19 protein-coding genes are annotated in these 15,929 nt (G+C 35.8%); 16 read left to right on the top strand and 3 right to left on the bottom strand.

Annotated elements, in window-relative coordinates; all coding sequences use genetic code 11:
- Positions 1-5 precede the first annotated feature (5 nt).
- From FC97_RS06110 to FC97_RS06100, 3 genes are all read left to right on the top strand, one after another.
- A complete protein-coding gene (locus FC97_RS06110; protein ID WP_054642460.1) occupies positions 6-509 on the top strand; it encodes a macro domain-containing protein in 504 nt (167 codons plus the stop codon).
- A gap of 201 nt (positions 510-710) precedes the next feature.
- Positions 711-1,505 carry an SDR family NAD(P)-dependent oxidoreductase gene (locus FC97_RS06105; RefSeq protein ID WP_054642461.1) on the top strand — a complete coding sequence of 265 codons (795 nt, stop codon included), beginning with the start codon at positions 711-713 and terminating at the stop codon, positions 1,503-1,505.
- Between the two features lie 38 nt (positions 1,506-1,543).
- Entirely contained in the window at positions 1,544-1,894 is a 351-nt protein-coding gene (locus tag FC97_RS06100) for a DUF1516 family protein (protein WP_054642462.1), read from the top strand.
- 27 nt (positions 1,895-1,921) lie between these two features.
- Here FC97_RS06100 and FC97_RS06095 read toward each other — a convergent pair whose 3' ends face one another.
- Together FC97_RS06095 and FC97_RS06090 are read right to left on the bottom strand one after the other, a co-directional pair.
- On the bottom strand, positions 1,922-3,685 hold the full coding sequence (locus FC97_RS06095; protein ID WP_054642463.1) for an ABC transporter ATP-binding protein: 1,764 nt from the start codon (positions 3,683-3,685) through the stop codon (positions 1,922-1,924).
- A gap of 18 nt (positions 3,686-3,703) precedes the next feature.
- Entirely contained in the window at positions 3,704-4,393 is a 690-nt protein-coding gene (locus tag FC97_RS06090) for a MarR family winged helix-turn-helix transcriptional regulator (protein WP_054642464.1), read from the bottom strand.
- 196 nt (positions 4,394-4,589) lie between these two features.
- Here FC97_RS06090 and rpmG point away from each other — a divergent pair, with 196 nt between their 5' ends.
- The 9 genes from rpmG (at position 4,590) to FC97_RS06050 (ending at position 11,349) form a co-directional block, all read left to right on the top strand.
- Positions 4,590-4,739, top strand: a complete 150-nt coding sequence (rpmG, locus tag FC97_RS06085; protein ID WP_054642465.1) for a 50S ribosomal protein L33 — start codon at positions 4,590-4,592, stop codon at positions 4,737-4,739.
- Entirely contained in the window at positions 4,739-5,008 is a 270-nt protein-coding gene (gene rpsN, locus FC97_RS06080; RefSeq protein ID WP_056967935.1) for a 30S ribosomal protein S14, read from the top strand. Before rpmG ends, rpsN begins: the two co-directional genes overlap by 1 nt.
- Before the next feature lie 9 nt (positions 5,009-5,017).
- Positions 5,018-5,122 carry a putative metal homeostasis protein gene (locus FC97_RS13485; RefSeq protein WP_158106809.1) on the top strand — a complete coding sequence of 35 codons (105 nt, stop codon included), beginning with the start codon at positions 5,018-5,020 and terminating at the stop codon, positions 5,120-5,122.
- Positions 5,123-5,274: 152 nt separating this feature from the next.
- On the top strand, positions 5,275-6,660 hold the full coding sequence (locus tag FC97_RS06075) for a class II fumarate hydratase (RefSeq protein ID WP_054642466.1): 1,386 nt from the start codon (positions 5,275-5,277) through the stop codon (positions 6,658-6,660).
- 1 nt (position 6,661) lies between these two features.
- Complete coding sequence (locus FC97_RS06070; RefSeq protein WP_056967933.1) at positions 6,662-8,047, top strand: flavocytochrome c; 1,386 nt, start codon at positions 6,662-6,664, stop codon at positions 8,045-8,047.
- Between the two features lie 163 nt (positions 8,048-8,210).
- The gene (locus tag FC97_RS06065; protein WP_054642468.1) at positions 8,211-9,377 is read left to right on the top strand and encodes a cation:proton antiporter; all 1,167 of its coding nucleotides are present in this window, start codon (positions 8,211-8,213) and stop codon (positions 9,375-9,377) included.
- Between the two features lie 121 nt (positions 9,378-9,498).
- Positions 9,499-9,873, top strand: a complete 375-nt coding sequence (locus FC97_RS06060; protein WP_054642469.1) for a GntR family transcriptional regulator — start codon at positions 9,499-9,501, stop codon at positions 9,871-9,873.
- Positions 9,866-10,576, top strand: coding sequence for an ATP-binding cassette domain-containing protein (locus tag FC97_RS06055; protein WP_054642470.1), 711 nt, complete (start codon positions 9,866-9,868; stop codon positions 10,574-10,576). The genes FC97_RS06060 and FC97_RS06055 overlap by 8 nt, the downstream gene beginning before the upstream one ends.
- Positions 10,573-11,349, top strand: coding sequence for a hypothetical protein (locus FC97_RS06050; protein ID WP_054642471.1), 777 nt, complete (start codon positions 10,573-10,575; stop codon positions 11,347-11,349). The genes FC97_RS06055 and FC97_RS06050 overlap by 4 nt, the downstream gene beginning before the upstream one ends.
- 47 nt (positions 11,350-11,396) lie before the next feature.
- On the opposite strand, the gene FC97_RS06045 is transcribed toward FC97_RS06050, so the two are convergent.
- Positions 11,397-12,266: an aldo/keto reductase gene (locus FC97_RS06045; protein ID WP_054642472.1), complete on the bottom strand. Its 870-nt coding sequence runs from the start codon at positions 12,264-12,266 to the stop codon at positions 11,397-11,399.
- 196 nt (positions 12,267-12,462) lie between these two features.
- Here FC97_RS06045 and FC97_RS06040 point away from each other — a divergent pair, with 196 nt between their 5' ends.
- The 4 genes from FC97_RS06040 to FC97_RS06025 are packed head-to-tail and all read left to right on the top strand — an operon-like array spanning position 12,463 to position 15,912.
- Complete coding sequence (locus FC97_RS06040) at positions 12,463-13,506, top strand: phosphate/phosphite/phosphonate ABC transporter substrate-binding protein (RefSeq protein WP_054642473.1); 1,044 nt, start codon at positions 12,463-12,465, stop codon at positions 13,504-13,506.
- Between the two features lie 11 nt (positions 13,507-13,517).
- Positions 13,518-14,273 (top strand): phosphonate ABC transporter ATP-binding protein, encoded by a 756-nt coding sequence (phnC, locus tag FC97_RS06035; RefSeq protein WP_054642474.1) that lies wholly within the window; start codon positions 13,518-13,520, stop codon positions 14,271-14,273.
- Positions 14,273-15,064: a PhnE/PtxC family ABC transporter permease gene (locus tag FC97_RS06030; RefSeq protein WP_054642475.1), complete on the top strand. Its 792-nt coding sequence runs from the start codon at positions 14,273-14,275 to the stop codon at positions 15,062-15,064. Before phnC ends, FC97_RS06030 begins: the two co-directional genes overlap by 1 nt.
- Positions 15,061-15,912, top strand: a complete 852-nt coding sequence (locus FC97_RS06025; protein ID WP_025084455.1) for a PhnE/PtxC family ABC transporter permease — start codon at positions 15,061-15,063, stop codon at positions 15,910-15,912. Before FC97_RS06030 ends, FC97_RS06025 begins: the two co-directional genes overlap by 4 nt.
- Positions 15,913-15,929: the final 17 nt, after the last annotated feature.

Below are 15,929 nucleotides of genomic sequence, written 5' to 3'. Positions count from 1 at the left end.
AAAAATTGTCTAAGGTTACAGTTATCAAAGCAGATATAGCTAATTTACCATTTCGTGTCGACGGTATAGTCAATGCAGCCAATAGTGCCTTGATTCCCGGTGGTGGAGTTGATGGTGCATTAAACGCTAAAGCCGGATCTAATTTGAAAAAAGATATGTTGGCTTTTAAGGGTACGCCTACAGGAACGGCTGTCTATACGAAAGCTTATAATTTGAATGCTGATTATGTTATTCATGCAGTCGGTCCTAGATACGTTAATGGACATTCGGGTGAAGAAGCTTTGCTAACCAGCGCCTATAAGTCAGTGATGTTATTGACTCAGGAACTTCATTTATGGACAATTGCTGTGCCTTTTTTGAGTACGGGTGTATATGGATACCCCTTATATGAAGCAATTTGGATTGCAATTAAGACGATTCAAGAGTCTCAAGTAGATACAGAAGCTTTTTTAGTTGCCTTCGATGATCGAACCGAAAAAATAGCAAAGAGTATTCTAGAAGAAAACTAGCTTAGAGCGTAAATGTGCTTAAATTCTCGTTAATTATAATTAAACTTGAGTAAGAATTGATTAAGCCTTTGGGCTTATTTTTTTTGGAACGGGTACTAAAAAGTGCCTATCAGACCTTAAAGTGCGTACTAGGCAAAAAGAACATTTCGTTCTATATTAATAATACAAATTAAACGATAGAGAGTTTAGCGGAGGAACATTATGGATCTTCATTTAACAAATAAAAAAGCTTTGATTACTGGTTCTACTAAGGGAATTGGTAAAGCAATTGCTATGGAAATGGCAAAGGAAGGAACTAATGTCATTATTAATGGCAGAAAGCAACCCGAAGTTGATGAAGTTGTGGCAGAAATTAAAAATAATTTTCCTAAAACCCAACCACAAGGGATAGCGGCGGATTTAGCCAATGAAACTGACCGTGAGAAATTATTTCAAGAAATTCCTATGATCGATATTTTGGTTAACAATATGGGTATTTTCCAACCAATGGACTATTTTGATATTGATGATGCTACTTGGGAAAAATTTTATAGAGTAAATGTCTTGGCCGGAAATGCTTTGGCCAAATTCTACTTACCTAAAATGTTGGAGCAAGATTTTGGCAGAATTATCTTCATTGCTAGTGAAGAAGCAGTTATGCCATCAGGAGAGATGCCTCAATACAGTATGACTAAGTCAATGAATTTATCTTTGGCAAAGAGTTTATCAATGTTGACGGTTGATACACATGTAACGGTAAATACAATTATGCCTGGTTCAACCTTGACTGAGGGGGTTCAGAAGATGTTGGATGAAATGTATAAGGATAGCGACTTGCCTAAAGACAAGTGGGAAAAAGATTTCATGAAGAATCATCGTTCTCGTTCACAAATTCAACGTTTGATCAGACCAGAAGAAATTGGTCGTTTTGCGGCTTTTGTTGCTAGTCCAGATGCTTCATCATTTTCAGGAGAAGCATTGCGTGTCGACGGGGGATTAGTTCCAACTATTTTCTAAACTTAATGCTATGATGGAATGCATTAGGAGGAGAGAATATGATTTGGTTATGGACTCATTTAATAACATGGATCGTTATGGCGATTATGATTCTATTGGCTTTATTCACCAATACACACACTAAAGTTTACGAAATGATCACAAGAGTTGGTTATTTGGTTATCATTGGAACAGGAATAAAGTTGGCAATTAGAGCTTGGTCAGTAGAACCAACTCTGTTGATTGTTAAAATTATTGTAGCTTTGATTTTTATCGCTTTAGTTGAAATAGCTTTTGCCAGAAAGGCTCAAAAGAGTTTAAATCGTCCATTGATTTGGGCAGTTGTAGTGTTTTGTGTTGTAGTGGCTCTCTTAGGATTTGCTTTGGCAGGCTGGTATCCATTTGCGTAAAAAAAAACGACCCATTGGGTCGCTTTTTTAGTTAACCATTTGTTCGTTAACATATTGAGCATAGAGTTTATGATCTTTCATTAATTCTTGGTGGCTTCCGTGACCAGTTACAGTACCTTTTTCGATAAAGTAAATTTGATCTGCATCAACGATTGTTGAAAGTCGATGTGCTATCACTAAGGTAGTACGGCCGATCATTAATTGATCTAAAGCTCGTTGAACCTTTTCTTCGGATTCTGAATCTAGACTGGCAGTGGCTTCATCTAACATTAGAATTTTTGGATCGCGTAGGAAGGCTCTAGCAATGGCAATTCGTTGTTTTTGACCACCAGATAGTTTGACACCACGTTCACCAATTTGAGTCTCTAACTGTTCTGGAAAATTCTTTACGAACTCGTCTGCGTAAGCTAATTGAAGTCCATGCCAAAGTTCTTTGTCAGTTAATTGATGATTCAAACCGTATTGAAGATTATCGCGAATACTTCCGGCAAAAACAGCACTATCTTGAGATACGTAACCAATCTGGGAACGCCAATTAGCTAGACTAATATTATTGATTTCTTCTTGACCGACTTTGATTGTACCGGAATCAGGTTGGTAGAATCTTTCTAACAGAGCAAAGATAGTTGATTTACCTCCACCAGAAGGTCCAGCAAAGGCAATAACTGTATTGGGTTTTGCTTCGAATGAAACATTATGCAAAATGGGATGATCTTTATCATAACTGAAATTCAAGTGATCGGCTGTAATTGTCTTTCCCTCAACGTCGATATCTTGACCGGTAGTTGTTTCGGGTTCAGTACTTAGGATCTCTTGAATTCTTTCTGTTGAACCCATAGCCTTTTGAACTTGAGAGAAGAAAGTGGCAAAACTGGCTACGGGGGTAATGATATTGAATAAATATAGTAGGAAAGCAACTAATGAACCACTTGTTAAAGTACCTTGTTGAATTCTGACGGCACCATAGCCAAGAATACCGACAAAGATTCCTAACATAACGGTTGTCATGATTGGCTGCAAAACAGCTTCAACTTTAGCATCTTTAATCCCAACTTTGAAGATACGATCAATCAAAGTTCCGCCGGTCTCTTTTTCAAATACTTCACCGTTACTTGATTTGATCAAACGAACTTCGGAAAGCTTTTCACTGGCATCAGCATTAAAGTCAGCCGTAGCAGCTTGAAGTTTGCGGCCTAAACGAGACATTACCTTCCCAATAGGCAGTAAGATCAGAACAATAATTGGGACAACACCAAACATTAGTGAAGCCATTTTCCAATCCATAAAGAAAAGGATGACCATTGAACCGACTAATTGAATTGCTCCGGTTATGAAATTAGGGAATTGAGCAGTAATTAAATCTTTAATAACGCTAGTATCGTTAACTAGGCGGGAACTGCTTTCACCTGATTTATGATCATCAAAATAATCAACCGGTAGTGTTAACAGGTGGGCCCAGAGTTTCTCACGTAGAGTTTTAACTGAACTTTCGCCAACATATCTTAGAATGTAGCCGCCGATTGTTCCAAAGCCTAATTGGGTTACAAAAGCTAGGATTAAAACGACTAACATTTTACTGTCTATTTTTGATAAGCCACTGGTATCAACCAGCTTTTTGGTTAACTGAGGTACGACTAAACTGGCACCACTAGTAACTAAACTCAAAAGCATTCCTAATAGGAAAAGAGCTTTTTTCGGATTGACGCTGTTGATCAACTGTAGGAAGTCCTTGAACTTGAAAGTACCGGTTCTTTTAGGCAGATCACGTCTCATCATTGTTTCATTACGCATTTTTATATCCTCACTAAATTAAAATTCATTGCCACGCCAAAAGTTATTATGAAAATCTGGTCTATGACCGTGGTTATCATGATTACGTGGGTCATGTCTAGGATCGAATCCGGGCATACAGCGTCTGTCAAATGGCATGTTATGCATATTTTTTCTCATCTCATCACGCATACGATCAATTTCTTCAGGATCCATGTTTTGATGCATTTCCATCATTTGATCACGCATGTTCAGCATGGCTTTGAAGCGATCGGTTGGGTCGACGAATTTTTCGGAGTTTTTTTTGAAATCAACGTCCCAACCATCAGAAATTTTTTGAAGATAAATACTGAATTGCTGTTTCTCGTCGTCGTTTAAGCCGGCTAGAAAAGTTTCACTGTAGCTTTCGTTCTTCAAAGCCGCATTTTCTTCAGCTTTTTGGTGTCCCTCATCAGTTAGATAGACGTGTTTGCTACGTTTGTCCTCAGGATCTTCTTGACGTTTGATGAGGCCTTTAGTTTCCATTTTCTTCATCAATTCAGCTAGAGAACTAGGTCTAAGGTCTAGGACATTAGCCAAATAGTTCTGGGTCAAACCATCTTCTAATTTCAAAATGGCTAAGACACGTTGTTGACCAGTTAATTTTTGTTTCTTTTGGCTCATGAAGTAGTTGCCTGCTTCACCGATAAAACGTAATTGTTTCATTAAATCATCTGTAAGTTTACTCATATTTGTATTCCTCATTTCATTTTTTTAAATTAATTCGGTACCGAACTTTATTACGAGAATGAATTATAGTTCGGTACCGAATTAATGTCAACGATTTATTTCTAAAAATTAGGTTGAAACAAAATAGTTGACTTTAATAATTAAAATCTCTAGAATACAAACAGTAAAAATTATCATTTATATATGTGAGGGAAATATGCGTCAGAATATTATATTAGAGTGTAGTAGGACTAACGAACGTCTCTATCTAACAAGCAAGAATAAACAAAATAATCCAGAACGTTTAGAACTAAGAAAGTATTCACCAAAATCAAAACAAAGAGAAATTTTTAAAGAGGTAAAATAATGGCTAAAAAATCAAAAATTGAAAAGAATAAGAGACAAGCAGAATTGGTAGCAAGATACGCTGAGATCCGCAAGCAATTAAGGGCTCAAGGTGATTACATTGCTTTATCTAAGTTACCTAGAGATTCGAGTCCCGTTAGAATTAAGAATCGTGATTCATTAGACGGACGTCCACACGCTTATATGCGTAAGTTTGGTATGTCACGTTTGAATTTTCGTAAGTTAGCACATGAGGGTAAGATTCCTGGTGTTCAAAAAGCTAGCTGGTAAGGAGAAATTATGGAACAAGTAAAAACTGCCACAGCATACAGACAATTGAAGAGTCCTAATATCAAGACACGTAAACGTGCTTTACGTGCGATTAAGGATAGTAAGAAGAGATAAAAATAAACAGCGATTATTTAGGATAGATATCCTGAGTAGTCGCTGTTTTGTTTATCCAAGATAAACAATAAAAAGTGTTTTCTAATCGGATTTATTTTTATCTAAAGACAACTTCGTTATAATTGATGTATTAAATTATTTGGAGGAATTTGATGGCAGACTATAGAATTGAAGAAGACACTTTGGGTGCAGTAAAGATACCTCAAGAGGCTCTCTGGGGACCACAAACAGAGCGTAGTCGTAATAACTTTTCCACAGGTGCAAAGATGCCTTTAGAAATTATTAAGGCTCTCTTACAGATTAAGAAGGCTGCCGCAATTGCCAATAATGAAGCTCATGCAATCAGTACAGAAAAGGCCAATTTGATTGTGAAAAGCATTGATCAATTATTGAGTTTAAAAGATGAAGATCTTCAAAAGGATTTTCCATTGGTGGTATACCAAACAGGTTCTGGTACACAAACTAATATGAATGTGAATGAAGTGGTTTCACATGTTGCTCAGAAAATCGATGCTAAACTAGAAATTTTACCAAATGACGATGTTAATCATGGTCAAAGTTCAAATGATATTTTTCCTACGGCAATGAATATCACGGCTGCTCTGGCTGTGGATAAATTAGAAGAATCAACACGACACTTAATAGATGAATTGAAACAAAAGCAAGAAAAATATTGGAAAGTAGTTAAGATAGGTCGCACACATTTACAAGATGCTACTCCGTTAACCTTTGGACAGGAAGTTAGCGGTTGGGTGAGCATGTTGAAACATGATCTCTCATATTTAGAGAGTCTTAATCAAACACTTGGTGAATTAGCAATTGGCGGAACTGCTGTTGGAACGGGATTAAACGCCGCACCAGGATTTGCTGATAAGATTGCTGAACAGATGAGTCAAGTTTACAATCATCCATTTACTGCTGATACTAATAAATTTTATGGGTTAGCTGCTCATTCTGGTTTGAATGTTGTACATGGTGCCATTAAGACTTTAGCTAGTGATTTGCTGAAAATAGCTAATGATGTGCGGTTCTTGGCCAGTGGTCCTAGATCTGGTTATGGCGAGTTGAATATTCCTGCTAATGAACCAGGATCATCAATTATGCCAGGAAAAGTTAACCCTACTCAGGCTGAAGCTATCACGATGGCTGCTGTGCGTGTGATGGGAAATGATGTCGTTGTCACAATGGCATCTAGTCAAGGTAACTTTGAAATGAATGTCTACAAACCAGTTTTGATCAGTGCTTTCTTAGAATCCGCCGAATTATTGACGGGAACGATGTATGGTTTTGCCGATAAAATGATTGCTGGTTTGACTGTTAATAAAGAACGTATGACCGAATTGGTTGATCGTTCACTTATGACAGTTACAGTTTTATCACCACATATTGGTTATCATCAAAGTGCAGAAATTGCTCAAAAGGCCCAAGCTGATGGTACAACTTTGAAGGAAGCCGCTGTCAAGTCGGGTCTAGTGACAGAAGAGCAATTTGATAAATGGGTTGTACCGATTGATATGACTAATATTGAGGAGAAATAAAATGGCAGAAAAATTTATTTTTACACCTACTAAAATAGATCATTTGAAAAATAATTATGATGTAATAATTATCGGTTCTGGTGGTGCCGGGCTGACAAGTGCTATCCAAGCCTATGAGCTGGGACTTTCTCCCGTCATATTAGAAAAAATGGATAAACTTGGTGGTAACACGACTCGTGCTTCCTCAGGAATGAACGCCGCTGAAACATTTGTACAATTGAACCATAAAATTGTGGATAGTTTTCAAGATTTCTACGATGAAACCTTTATTGGTGGAGGAAAGCAAAATAATCCTGAACTGTTAAAATTTTTCACTGAACATGGAGCTCTAGCCATTGATTGGTTGGCACAGCACGGAATTGAACTGGATGATTTAACGATTACCGGTGGTATGAAAACGATGCGTACCCACCGTCCTAGTTCGTTGGCACCGATTGGTGGATACTTAGTAACAGAATTATTGAAATTAGTAAATAAATATCAAATTCCTTTGTTTGATAATATTAAAGTTGATCAACTGTTGATGAAAGATGATCAGATTGTTGGTGTAAAAGCATCGGCAAATCAGGAAATTAAAATTCATGCGAAAGCTGTTATTTTGGCCACTGGTGGATTTGGCGCGGGTAAAGATCTTTTAGCCAAGTATCGTAAGGATTTAACTACTTTGAAAACAACTAATCAACCGGGTGCTACTGGTGATGGAATCAAATTGGCTCAAAATGTCGGAGCAAAGTTGGTTGATATGGATCAAGTTCAAGTCCATCCGACTGTTCAACAAGATACACCACATGCTTTTTTAATTGGTGAAGCCGTTCGTGGTGAAGGAGCAATTTTGGTTAACAACGAGGGCAGACGCTTTGTTAATGAATTGGATACACGGAAGAATGTTACCCAAGCAATTGATGATTTAGGTGGAACTGGAGCTTACTTAATTTTAGATACAAGCATTCGTCAACGAGTTAAAGCCATTGAATTTTATGATCATGTCGGTTTAGTAGAAAATGGAAAAGATTTAACTGAATTAGCGGAGAAGACGAATTTGAATCCAGAGAATTTGCAGGCAACAGTAGAAAAATGGAATAAAGCCGTTGAAGCTAATAAAGATAGTGAATTCAATCGTAGTACAGGAATGGAAAGAACCATTTCTCAAGGACCATTCTTTGCAATCCATATTGCACCAGCCGTTCACTACACAATGGGTGGTGTAGCGATTAATCGTGATACCCAAGTTTTGAATACTGATAATCAAGTCATTAAGGGCTTGTTTGCAGCAGGAGAAGTAGTCGGTGGATTACACGGGAACAATCGGATTGGTGGTAATTCAATTGCCGAAACAGTAGTCTTTGGACGTCAAGCAGGACAACAAGTTTTTAAATATTTAAAATAAAATAAAACCTCAGACTCCGGTAGTTTAATTGGAGTCTGAGGTTTTTATGATATATCGAAAGCAAACATTTTGTGTTACATTTTTTTTAATTTGATGATGTAGTAGAATGGATATTAACGAATTTAATAAAATTATTTTTAATATTTAACGAATGGGGGATTAAATGAATTTTATAGGGCCGTTATGTTTAATTTTAATTACAACTACAATAGCCGGCCATTTTGCCAATCGTATTGGGATACCTGCTGTTATTGGTGAACTGTTGGTAGGAATCGTATTAGGACCAGCGATACTTGACTGGATAAAATTAGATGGACTAGTCAGTGCTTTTTCCGACATTGGAGTTGTTATTCTGATGTTTCTAGGTGGACTAGAAAGTGATTTGAAATTATTGCGAAAATATTTACGTCCAGCCGTGATCGTGGCTATTTCTGGAGTTATTTTACCAGTTTTAGTAATGGGTGGAGTAACTTACTTGTTTGGCTTTTCTTTCTTAGAAGCTTTGTTCATCGGGGTCGTTTTTTCAGCTACTTCTGTTTCTATTTCAGTGGCCGTATTAAAACAATATAAGGCTTTGTCGACTCGTGAAGGGGCTACTATTTTGGGTGCTGCGGTAGCAGATGATATTATCGGCGTTTTGTTATTATCCTTGATGATCAGTTTGTTGGCTAGCCAAGGAATTCACGCCGGTGGACATCAACCAGGAATTCTGATTATTCTTTTAGAGCAGTTAGCCTTTTTCTGTGGAACCTTCTTATTAGTTAAATGGATTGCACCATATTTGATGCATTTGGGTGAACGTCTAATTGTGCCATCGAGTGTAACAATTATGTCGATGATTATCTGTTTAAGTATGGCTTGGTTAGCTAATATAGTTGGACTAAGTGGTGCTATTGGTGCATTTTTTGCAGGAATCGCCGTAGCTAATACACCGTATAAGAGCGTTTTGGCCGATCATGTTGAGCCTCTAGGAAATTCAATTTTTATACCCGTTTTCTTTGTAAGTGTTGGTTTGAATATGACCTTAAATCATTTTTTGAGAAATTTAATTTTGGTTATCGTGTTAGTTATTTTAGCTGCTTTAACTAAGTGGATTGGCTGTGGATTAGGCGCCAAGTTCAGTGGTTTTGATAACTTGAGTAGTTCAGTTATTGGAACAGGTATGATAGCTCGTGGTGAGATGGGCTTGATTACTGCTCAAATTGGTCACCAAGCTGGTTTATTGAATAATACTGATTATTCAGCCATTATTCTAGTTATCATCTTAGTAACTTTGATTTCACCATTATTATTAAAACAAACTTTGAAAAAATCATTAGCTCAAGATTAATTGTGGGTATCAGTCTTTTGTGACTGATACTTATTTTTTTATGTAGGTAAATAAAATGGTTGATTTTTATTTATCTAGGATGTACTGTATTAGTGTAGTAGGACAGTGTGGAGGAAAAATAATGGAATATATTGATAACATTCCGATATATTTGCAAATTAAAGAAATTTTATATCATAAGATTATTTCACATGAATATGAACCAGGTTCGCAATTACCATCGGTACGACAGTTGGCAGTTCAATTTACAGCTAATTCTAATACTGTTCAAAAGGCTTTAAAAGAAATGACTGAAGAGCATATTATTGCGGCCCAACGTGGTAAAGGGAATTTCATAACGAGCGACGAGACAATTATTGGGGAATTGAGGGATCGTATTGTGAAGAGTACATTGGATGAAACATATGATAAATTGCATGCTTTAAAAATGAGTAACGACGAAATAATTGATAGTTTTATTAAGTATGTTAAGCAGAGGGATGATGACCATGAGTAAAATTTTAGAAATTGATAATCTTAGTTATCGAAAAAATAGTAAAACAATTTTGAACCATATTAATTTGAGTTTAGATAGTGGAAAAATTATTGGTTTGTTAGGCGAGAACGGTTCAGGTAAAACCACTTTGATGCGTTTGATTGCAGGGGTTAATGCTAGTAGTGAAAAGAATATTACAGTTAATGGCATGACGCAGAAATCTAAAATCAAATCTCAGGTTAGTTTGAGCGATTATTTAGATGGCTTTGCTAGAAGTTCAAGAATTGATGATATTGTCAGATTTTATCGTAATGCTTATAGTGACTTCTCTGATGAAAAATATAAAGAAATCTCTGAGTATTTGAATTTAGATGGTTCTAAGCGTTTAGCTTCGTTATCAACAGGTACCCGTGGAAAGTTAGTCATAGCTTTGGCTTTATCTAGGGAAACTAAACTGTACCTTTTGGATGAACCTTTAAATGGTATCGATAGTATGTCACGTAAGAAAATTATTAGTAGTATTATTCGTTGGAAGACCGATGATTCAACGATTATTATCAGTGACCACTATGTAACGGAAATTGCCAGTTTGTTGGATGATATTGTGATCATCAAGGATCAGACAGTTTACGAAGTAGATTCTGTAGAAAATATTCAAATGAAATATCATTTAGGAATCGAAGAATATTACGAAAAGGTTTATGAAGGGGGATTAGCTCGATGAGTAATTTTTGGGGAGTAAGTAAAAACCTAATGTGGAATAAATTCAAATTGATGAATTGGATTTTAGTAATTGACGCAATAGCCATCGTAGTTATTTTTTTCATCAATCTTTTTAAAATGGGATATAGTAGCTTTGAATTTATTCCAGTACTATTTATTTCAAGCATAATGATTGTTAATTTTGTTAGTGTTGTCATGTTGTCACGTGTTAATGAACGTGTCCTGACAAGTAGTAATTATCGTTTGATTCCTATTTCTGATACTAAATTATACTTAAGCAATATCTTAACGACATTTTTGGCAACTGTTTATCTATGGATTGTGGAAACCGTTATAAATGGTCTAATAGATTTAATTGCTATAATAATTAAATACTCTAAATATAAGCAGTTCAATAACAATATTAGTTCTCAAGATATCATGGCAGCAATTCAACTTTTATTGTTTATGGCTTTAGCTACTATCGTAGTTTGGTCTGGTATTACTTTGATTCATTTTATTGTTAATTTGGTCAGTGGCTTTTTACCATTTGGTCGACAAAAGTTTGTTTTATTCTTAGTTTATTTGGTTGTCATTGGCTTATCACTATGGGCTTTTAATTATATTATGTTTAACATTTTCACAGCTTTTTATCAAAATGATTTCCAAATTGATACGGTTAGACAGTTGAATTCAACCTTGTGGATTGGTTCAGGTATTGCGTGTGTTTGGATAGCGCTCTTTAGTGTCATTAATATTTATTTGATGAAACGTTGGATCGAAACAGTTCGTTAGAATATAAAAAAAGATCATCCGAAGGGATGGTCTTTTTTTTCTGCTTATTAGTGATTTTGAGTTGTGTAAGTTGTTGATTCTTTTAAGAATTCAGTGTCGTCAGGATCAGCTCCAACACGTTTATTGCTGTCCAATTGAGAGATTTGTTCCATTTCTTCAGGACTTAAATTGAAATGATAGTCGAACAGTTGGATATTTTCTTTAATACGATTTTCATGAGTTGATTTAGGGATAATAATTTCGCCACGTTGAATGTGCCAACGTAGGACTACTTGTGCTGGTGACTTTTGATGATTTTCAGCAATTTGTTTAATAATTGGATCATCGATAACTTTATTGACACCACCGCCAAGTGGACTCCATGATTCATGGGCAATGTGATGTTTCTTTAAGTATTCATGAAGATCATTTTCTTGGAAATAAGGATGAGTTTCAATTTGATCGACCATTGGGGCAATCGTAGCTGTTTTCATCAACTCTTTAATATGGTGTGCTTTGAAGTTGGAGACACCGATAGCTTTAATCTTACCTTGTTTATATAGGTCTTCCATGGCTCGCCAATTTTCTTCAAAACCAGCTGCTGGCCAATGAATTAGATACAAATCTAGATAATCCATACCTAATTTTTTCAAAGATTTATTGAATTGAGCAATAGTTTCATCGTATCCACGGACATCGTTCCAAACTTTAGTAGTTACGAAAAGATATTTACGATCAATTCCCGTTGCTTTAATTGCCTTACCGACAGCTTCTTCGTTGTCATAGAAACTTGCTGTATCAATATGTCTGTAGCCACTCTCAATGGCCCATTTAACACTATTAAGAACTTCCTCGTCACTCATTTTGAATACACCCAGACCAACTTGAGGAATTGTAACACCGTTTGCTAATTCAACATAAGGAATATTTGTTGCCATAAACTTACCTCCCATTTTTTTCAAATCTATTATAGCGCTGACTTGACGATGGCGGAAGATTGTCATTTGTATATAAATTGTTTAAAACATGTAAAGTTTATAAAAATATATTTTACAGAAAGTTAATCGTTAATTTACATAGCTTTGTTAATCTAAGATTGTTCGAAAAAATGAAATAGAAAGTTGGGAGTTAGTTATGAAAAAAGGGCGATTATTAACCGCTTTTCTAGGGGTATTTTTATTATTAACCGGTGTCTTAGCTGGTTGTTCTTCAAAGAGTTCAGCTTCACCAAAAGCTGGTAGCAACAGCAGTAAGGAAATCACAATGGTTTTCTATCCAAATGAATCAGCTAAAAATTTCAGTGCTTCAAGAAAGGCATTGAAAGAAGAATTACATAAAGCAACTGGTAAGAAAATTAATATTCAAACAACTACAGATTACAATATTGCTATCGAAGCTATCGCTTCAGGTAAGGCTCAATTAGCATTCATGGGTGCTGACGGTTATATCCAAGCACATGCTAAGAATGAAAAAGTTGTTCCATTGCTTCTCCAATCAGGTCCTGATGGTACAACCAAAGGTGCTAGTTACCGTTCATATTTGATGGTTCAAAAAGGTAAGGCAGATCAATACAAAAAAGACGGTAAGTACAGCATTGATAACATCAAAGGTAAGAAAGCATCATTTGTTTCAACAAGTTCAACTTCAGGTTTCGCCGTACCAACAGATGAAATTCAAAAGCACTTTAAATTAAAGAATAAAGACCAATTATCAGAAGGTGGCAAATTCTTCGATAAAGTTCTTTACGGTAGTACTCACCCAGGTTCAGCCATTAACTTGCTAAAAGGTGACGCTGACGTTGCTGCATTTGACGATGGTGACCTTACACCATTCCTAAAGGTTACATCTGGTAGTTATGACAAAGTTGGTTCAACATTCACTGTAAGAAGTGATGCTGATGCACCATTCGCAGAATTCAAAGGTAAGGAATTAGTTAACCTTTCAGTATTGCCAGTACAAAATGGACCTTTCGTTGTAAATTCAAAAGCCCTAAGTAAAGATGATATTGACGCAATTGCAAAACACTTTACATCAAAAGATATTACAAATAATAAAGATCTATTCTCTGATGGAAAAGGTAAAACACCAACTCTATGGCAAAAGAAAACAGACAAAACTGTTCTTCTAAAAGTTGATGATGAATGGTACAAACCTACTCATGAACTAGTTGGTAAATAAAGAGGCGGCCTATGTTAGAAGTTAAGAATTTAGACAAAAGTTACCAAAAAGATCATCCAGCTCTAACAAACATATCTTTCAGTGTTAAGCCAGGGACATTTGTCGCTATTATTGGACCATCTGGTGCTGGTAAAACAACAATATTGAGAAGTTTGAATCAATTAATCAAAGATGATAATGGAGAGATTCTTCTTGATGGTAGTAATATTCGTTCGGCTAATAAAGCTCAATTAAGAAAATATCGTCGTCAGATTGGAATGGTTTTTCAAAATTATAATTTGGTTGAGCGATTGACTGTTATTGAAAATGTTTTACATGGTCGTTTGGGTTATAAATCAACTTTGGCTGGTGTTTTCGGTCGTTATACCCAAGCCGAAAAAGAAGAGGCTATGTCTTTATTAAAGAAAGTTGGTTTAGAAGATTTTGCATTGCAAAGATGTTCTGAATTAAGTGGTGGTCAAAAACAACGAGTTGGGATTGCTCGCTCTTTAATCCAACACCCTAAGGTCATCTTGTGTGATGAACCGATTGCCTCACTTGATCCAGCATCTGCACAAACTGTAATGCAATTGCTTAAAGATTTAACTGAAGAATACAATTTGATTTGTGTTGCCAATTTACATCAAATAAACATGGCAAAAAAATATGCTGACCAAATTATTGGTATTCGTAAGGGACAATTAGTCTTTGACGAAGCCGCTGATTTGTTATCAGAAGATATTTTGAGGACGCTCTATGATCAAGACATTACAAAGGAGCTTGAATAATGCAATCTTCTGCAAAATATTTAACACGCAAAGGTTGGTATCAAACCGCGATAATCGCAATTATTGGCGGTACCTATATATTAGGTAGTTGGGTTCTAAACTTTGATAATTTAAGCGGACTAATGGCAGTTCCCAGAGCTTTTGGGTGGTTAGGTATTAACTTTCAACCTACAGCTAAGTCAGTAGAGTATCTACCTAAGATTTGGCAAAAATTGATGCAAACGGTGTTGTTGGCCATTTCTTCAACAGTAGTGGCTGCTATTATTTCCATCTTTGTAGCTCTAATTGGTTCTAAAGTCACTGGTATAAATGGCTTTGTTCAATTGATTGTGCGTGGAATAGCTTCTTTCTTTAGAAATATTCCATTAGTTGCTTGGTCAATGATTTTACTATTTTCATTTAAACAAAGTGATTTTACTGGATTCTTAGCTTTGCTATTAATGTCCATTGGATTTTTAATCCGTGCTTTTATGGAGATTATTGAGGACGAGGCAAGTGAGACGATGTTGGCTTTGAAAGCTACTGGGGCAAGTTATTTCCAAGTTATCTTTCAAGCTGTTTTGCCACAAATCTTGCCTAGTGTTCTAAGTTGGATTCTTTATATGATAGAAAATAACGTCCGTGATGCTACGTTGGTTGGAATTTTGACAGGTACAGGGATTGGATTCATTTTCGATTTATATTACAAGAGCTTTAGATTTGATGCTGCTGGAATGACTGTCTTGTCCATTATTATCGTGGTAATTGGACTGGAATTAATTTCAAATCAAATTAGAAAGGTAATCTTATGATAGATAGCGAAGATAGGGTTATTAAAAAACCTCAGTTGCCAAGTTCACCCAACATTAAATTACATGAGACTAGTTTATCCCGAGTAATGATTTTGTTAGTATTCGTCTCATTATTGTTGATTACAGGTTTTACACTGACACATTTGGATACGGCTAATGTGCAGTTAAATGCAGCAGTTAAAGAATTAACGTCAACACTCCACCAAATGTTTTTACAACCTAGTACTGGTAGTGATGGATTAGGAGAACTACTACAAGGTTTAGGAATGAGCTTGCTCATTTCAATTATGACAACCATTATTGGAGCTGTATTCGGATTTTTCTTTGCCGTCTTAGCTTCTAAAAATCTAACTAATGTTTATCTAGGAACAATTATTAGAGTAGTTATGGCTGTTGTAAGAGCTATTCCAACAATTATCTGGGCTTTGATCTTTTCCATTGTTTGTGGATTAGGATCAACTGCGGCTATTTTAGGATTAAGTTTCCACAGTGTGGCTTACTTAACTAAAGCTTATTCAGAAAGTATTGAAGGAATTGATAAATCTACTATTGAATCATTGGAAGTTACAGGAAGTAAATTTTGGGTAATTGTATTTCAAGCTATTTGGCCAACCATCATGGCCTCATTTGTTTCATGGACGTTTATTCGTTTAGAAATTAACTTTGCTAATGCAATTGCTGTTGGCGCTGCCGCTGGTGCCGGAGGAATTGGATACCAATTATTTGTTGCCAGTGGTATGAGTTTTGATTTTCATGAAGTAGGATTTATCGTTTACTTAATTATTTTAGTAACATTTTTGCTTGAGTTTATTGCGGTCAAAATAAGACATTTCTATTTAGATCGTTAAGTTAGGGAGAGAATTTT

Origin of the sequence: Companilactobacillus kimchii DSM 13961 = JCM 10707, from assembly GCF_001435445.1 — a bacterium.
Lineage (GTDB): Bacteria > Bacillota > Bacilli > Lactobacillales > Lactobacillaceae > Companilactobacillus > Companilactobacillus kimchii.
This window is presented reverse-complemented; position numbering and strand designations above follow the sequence as displayed.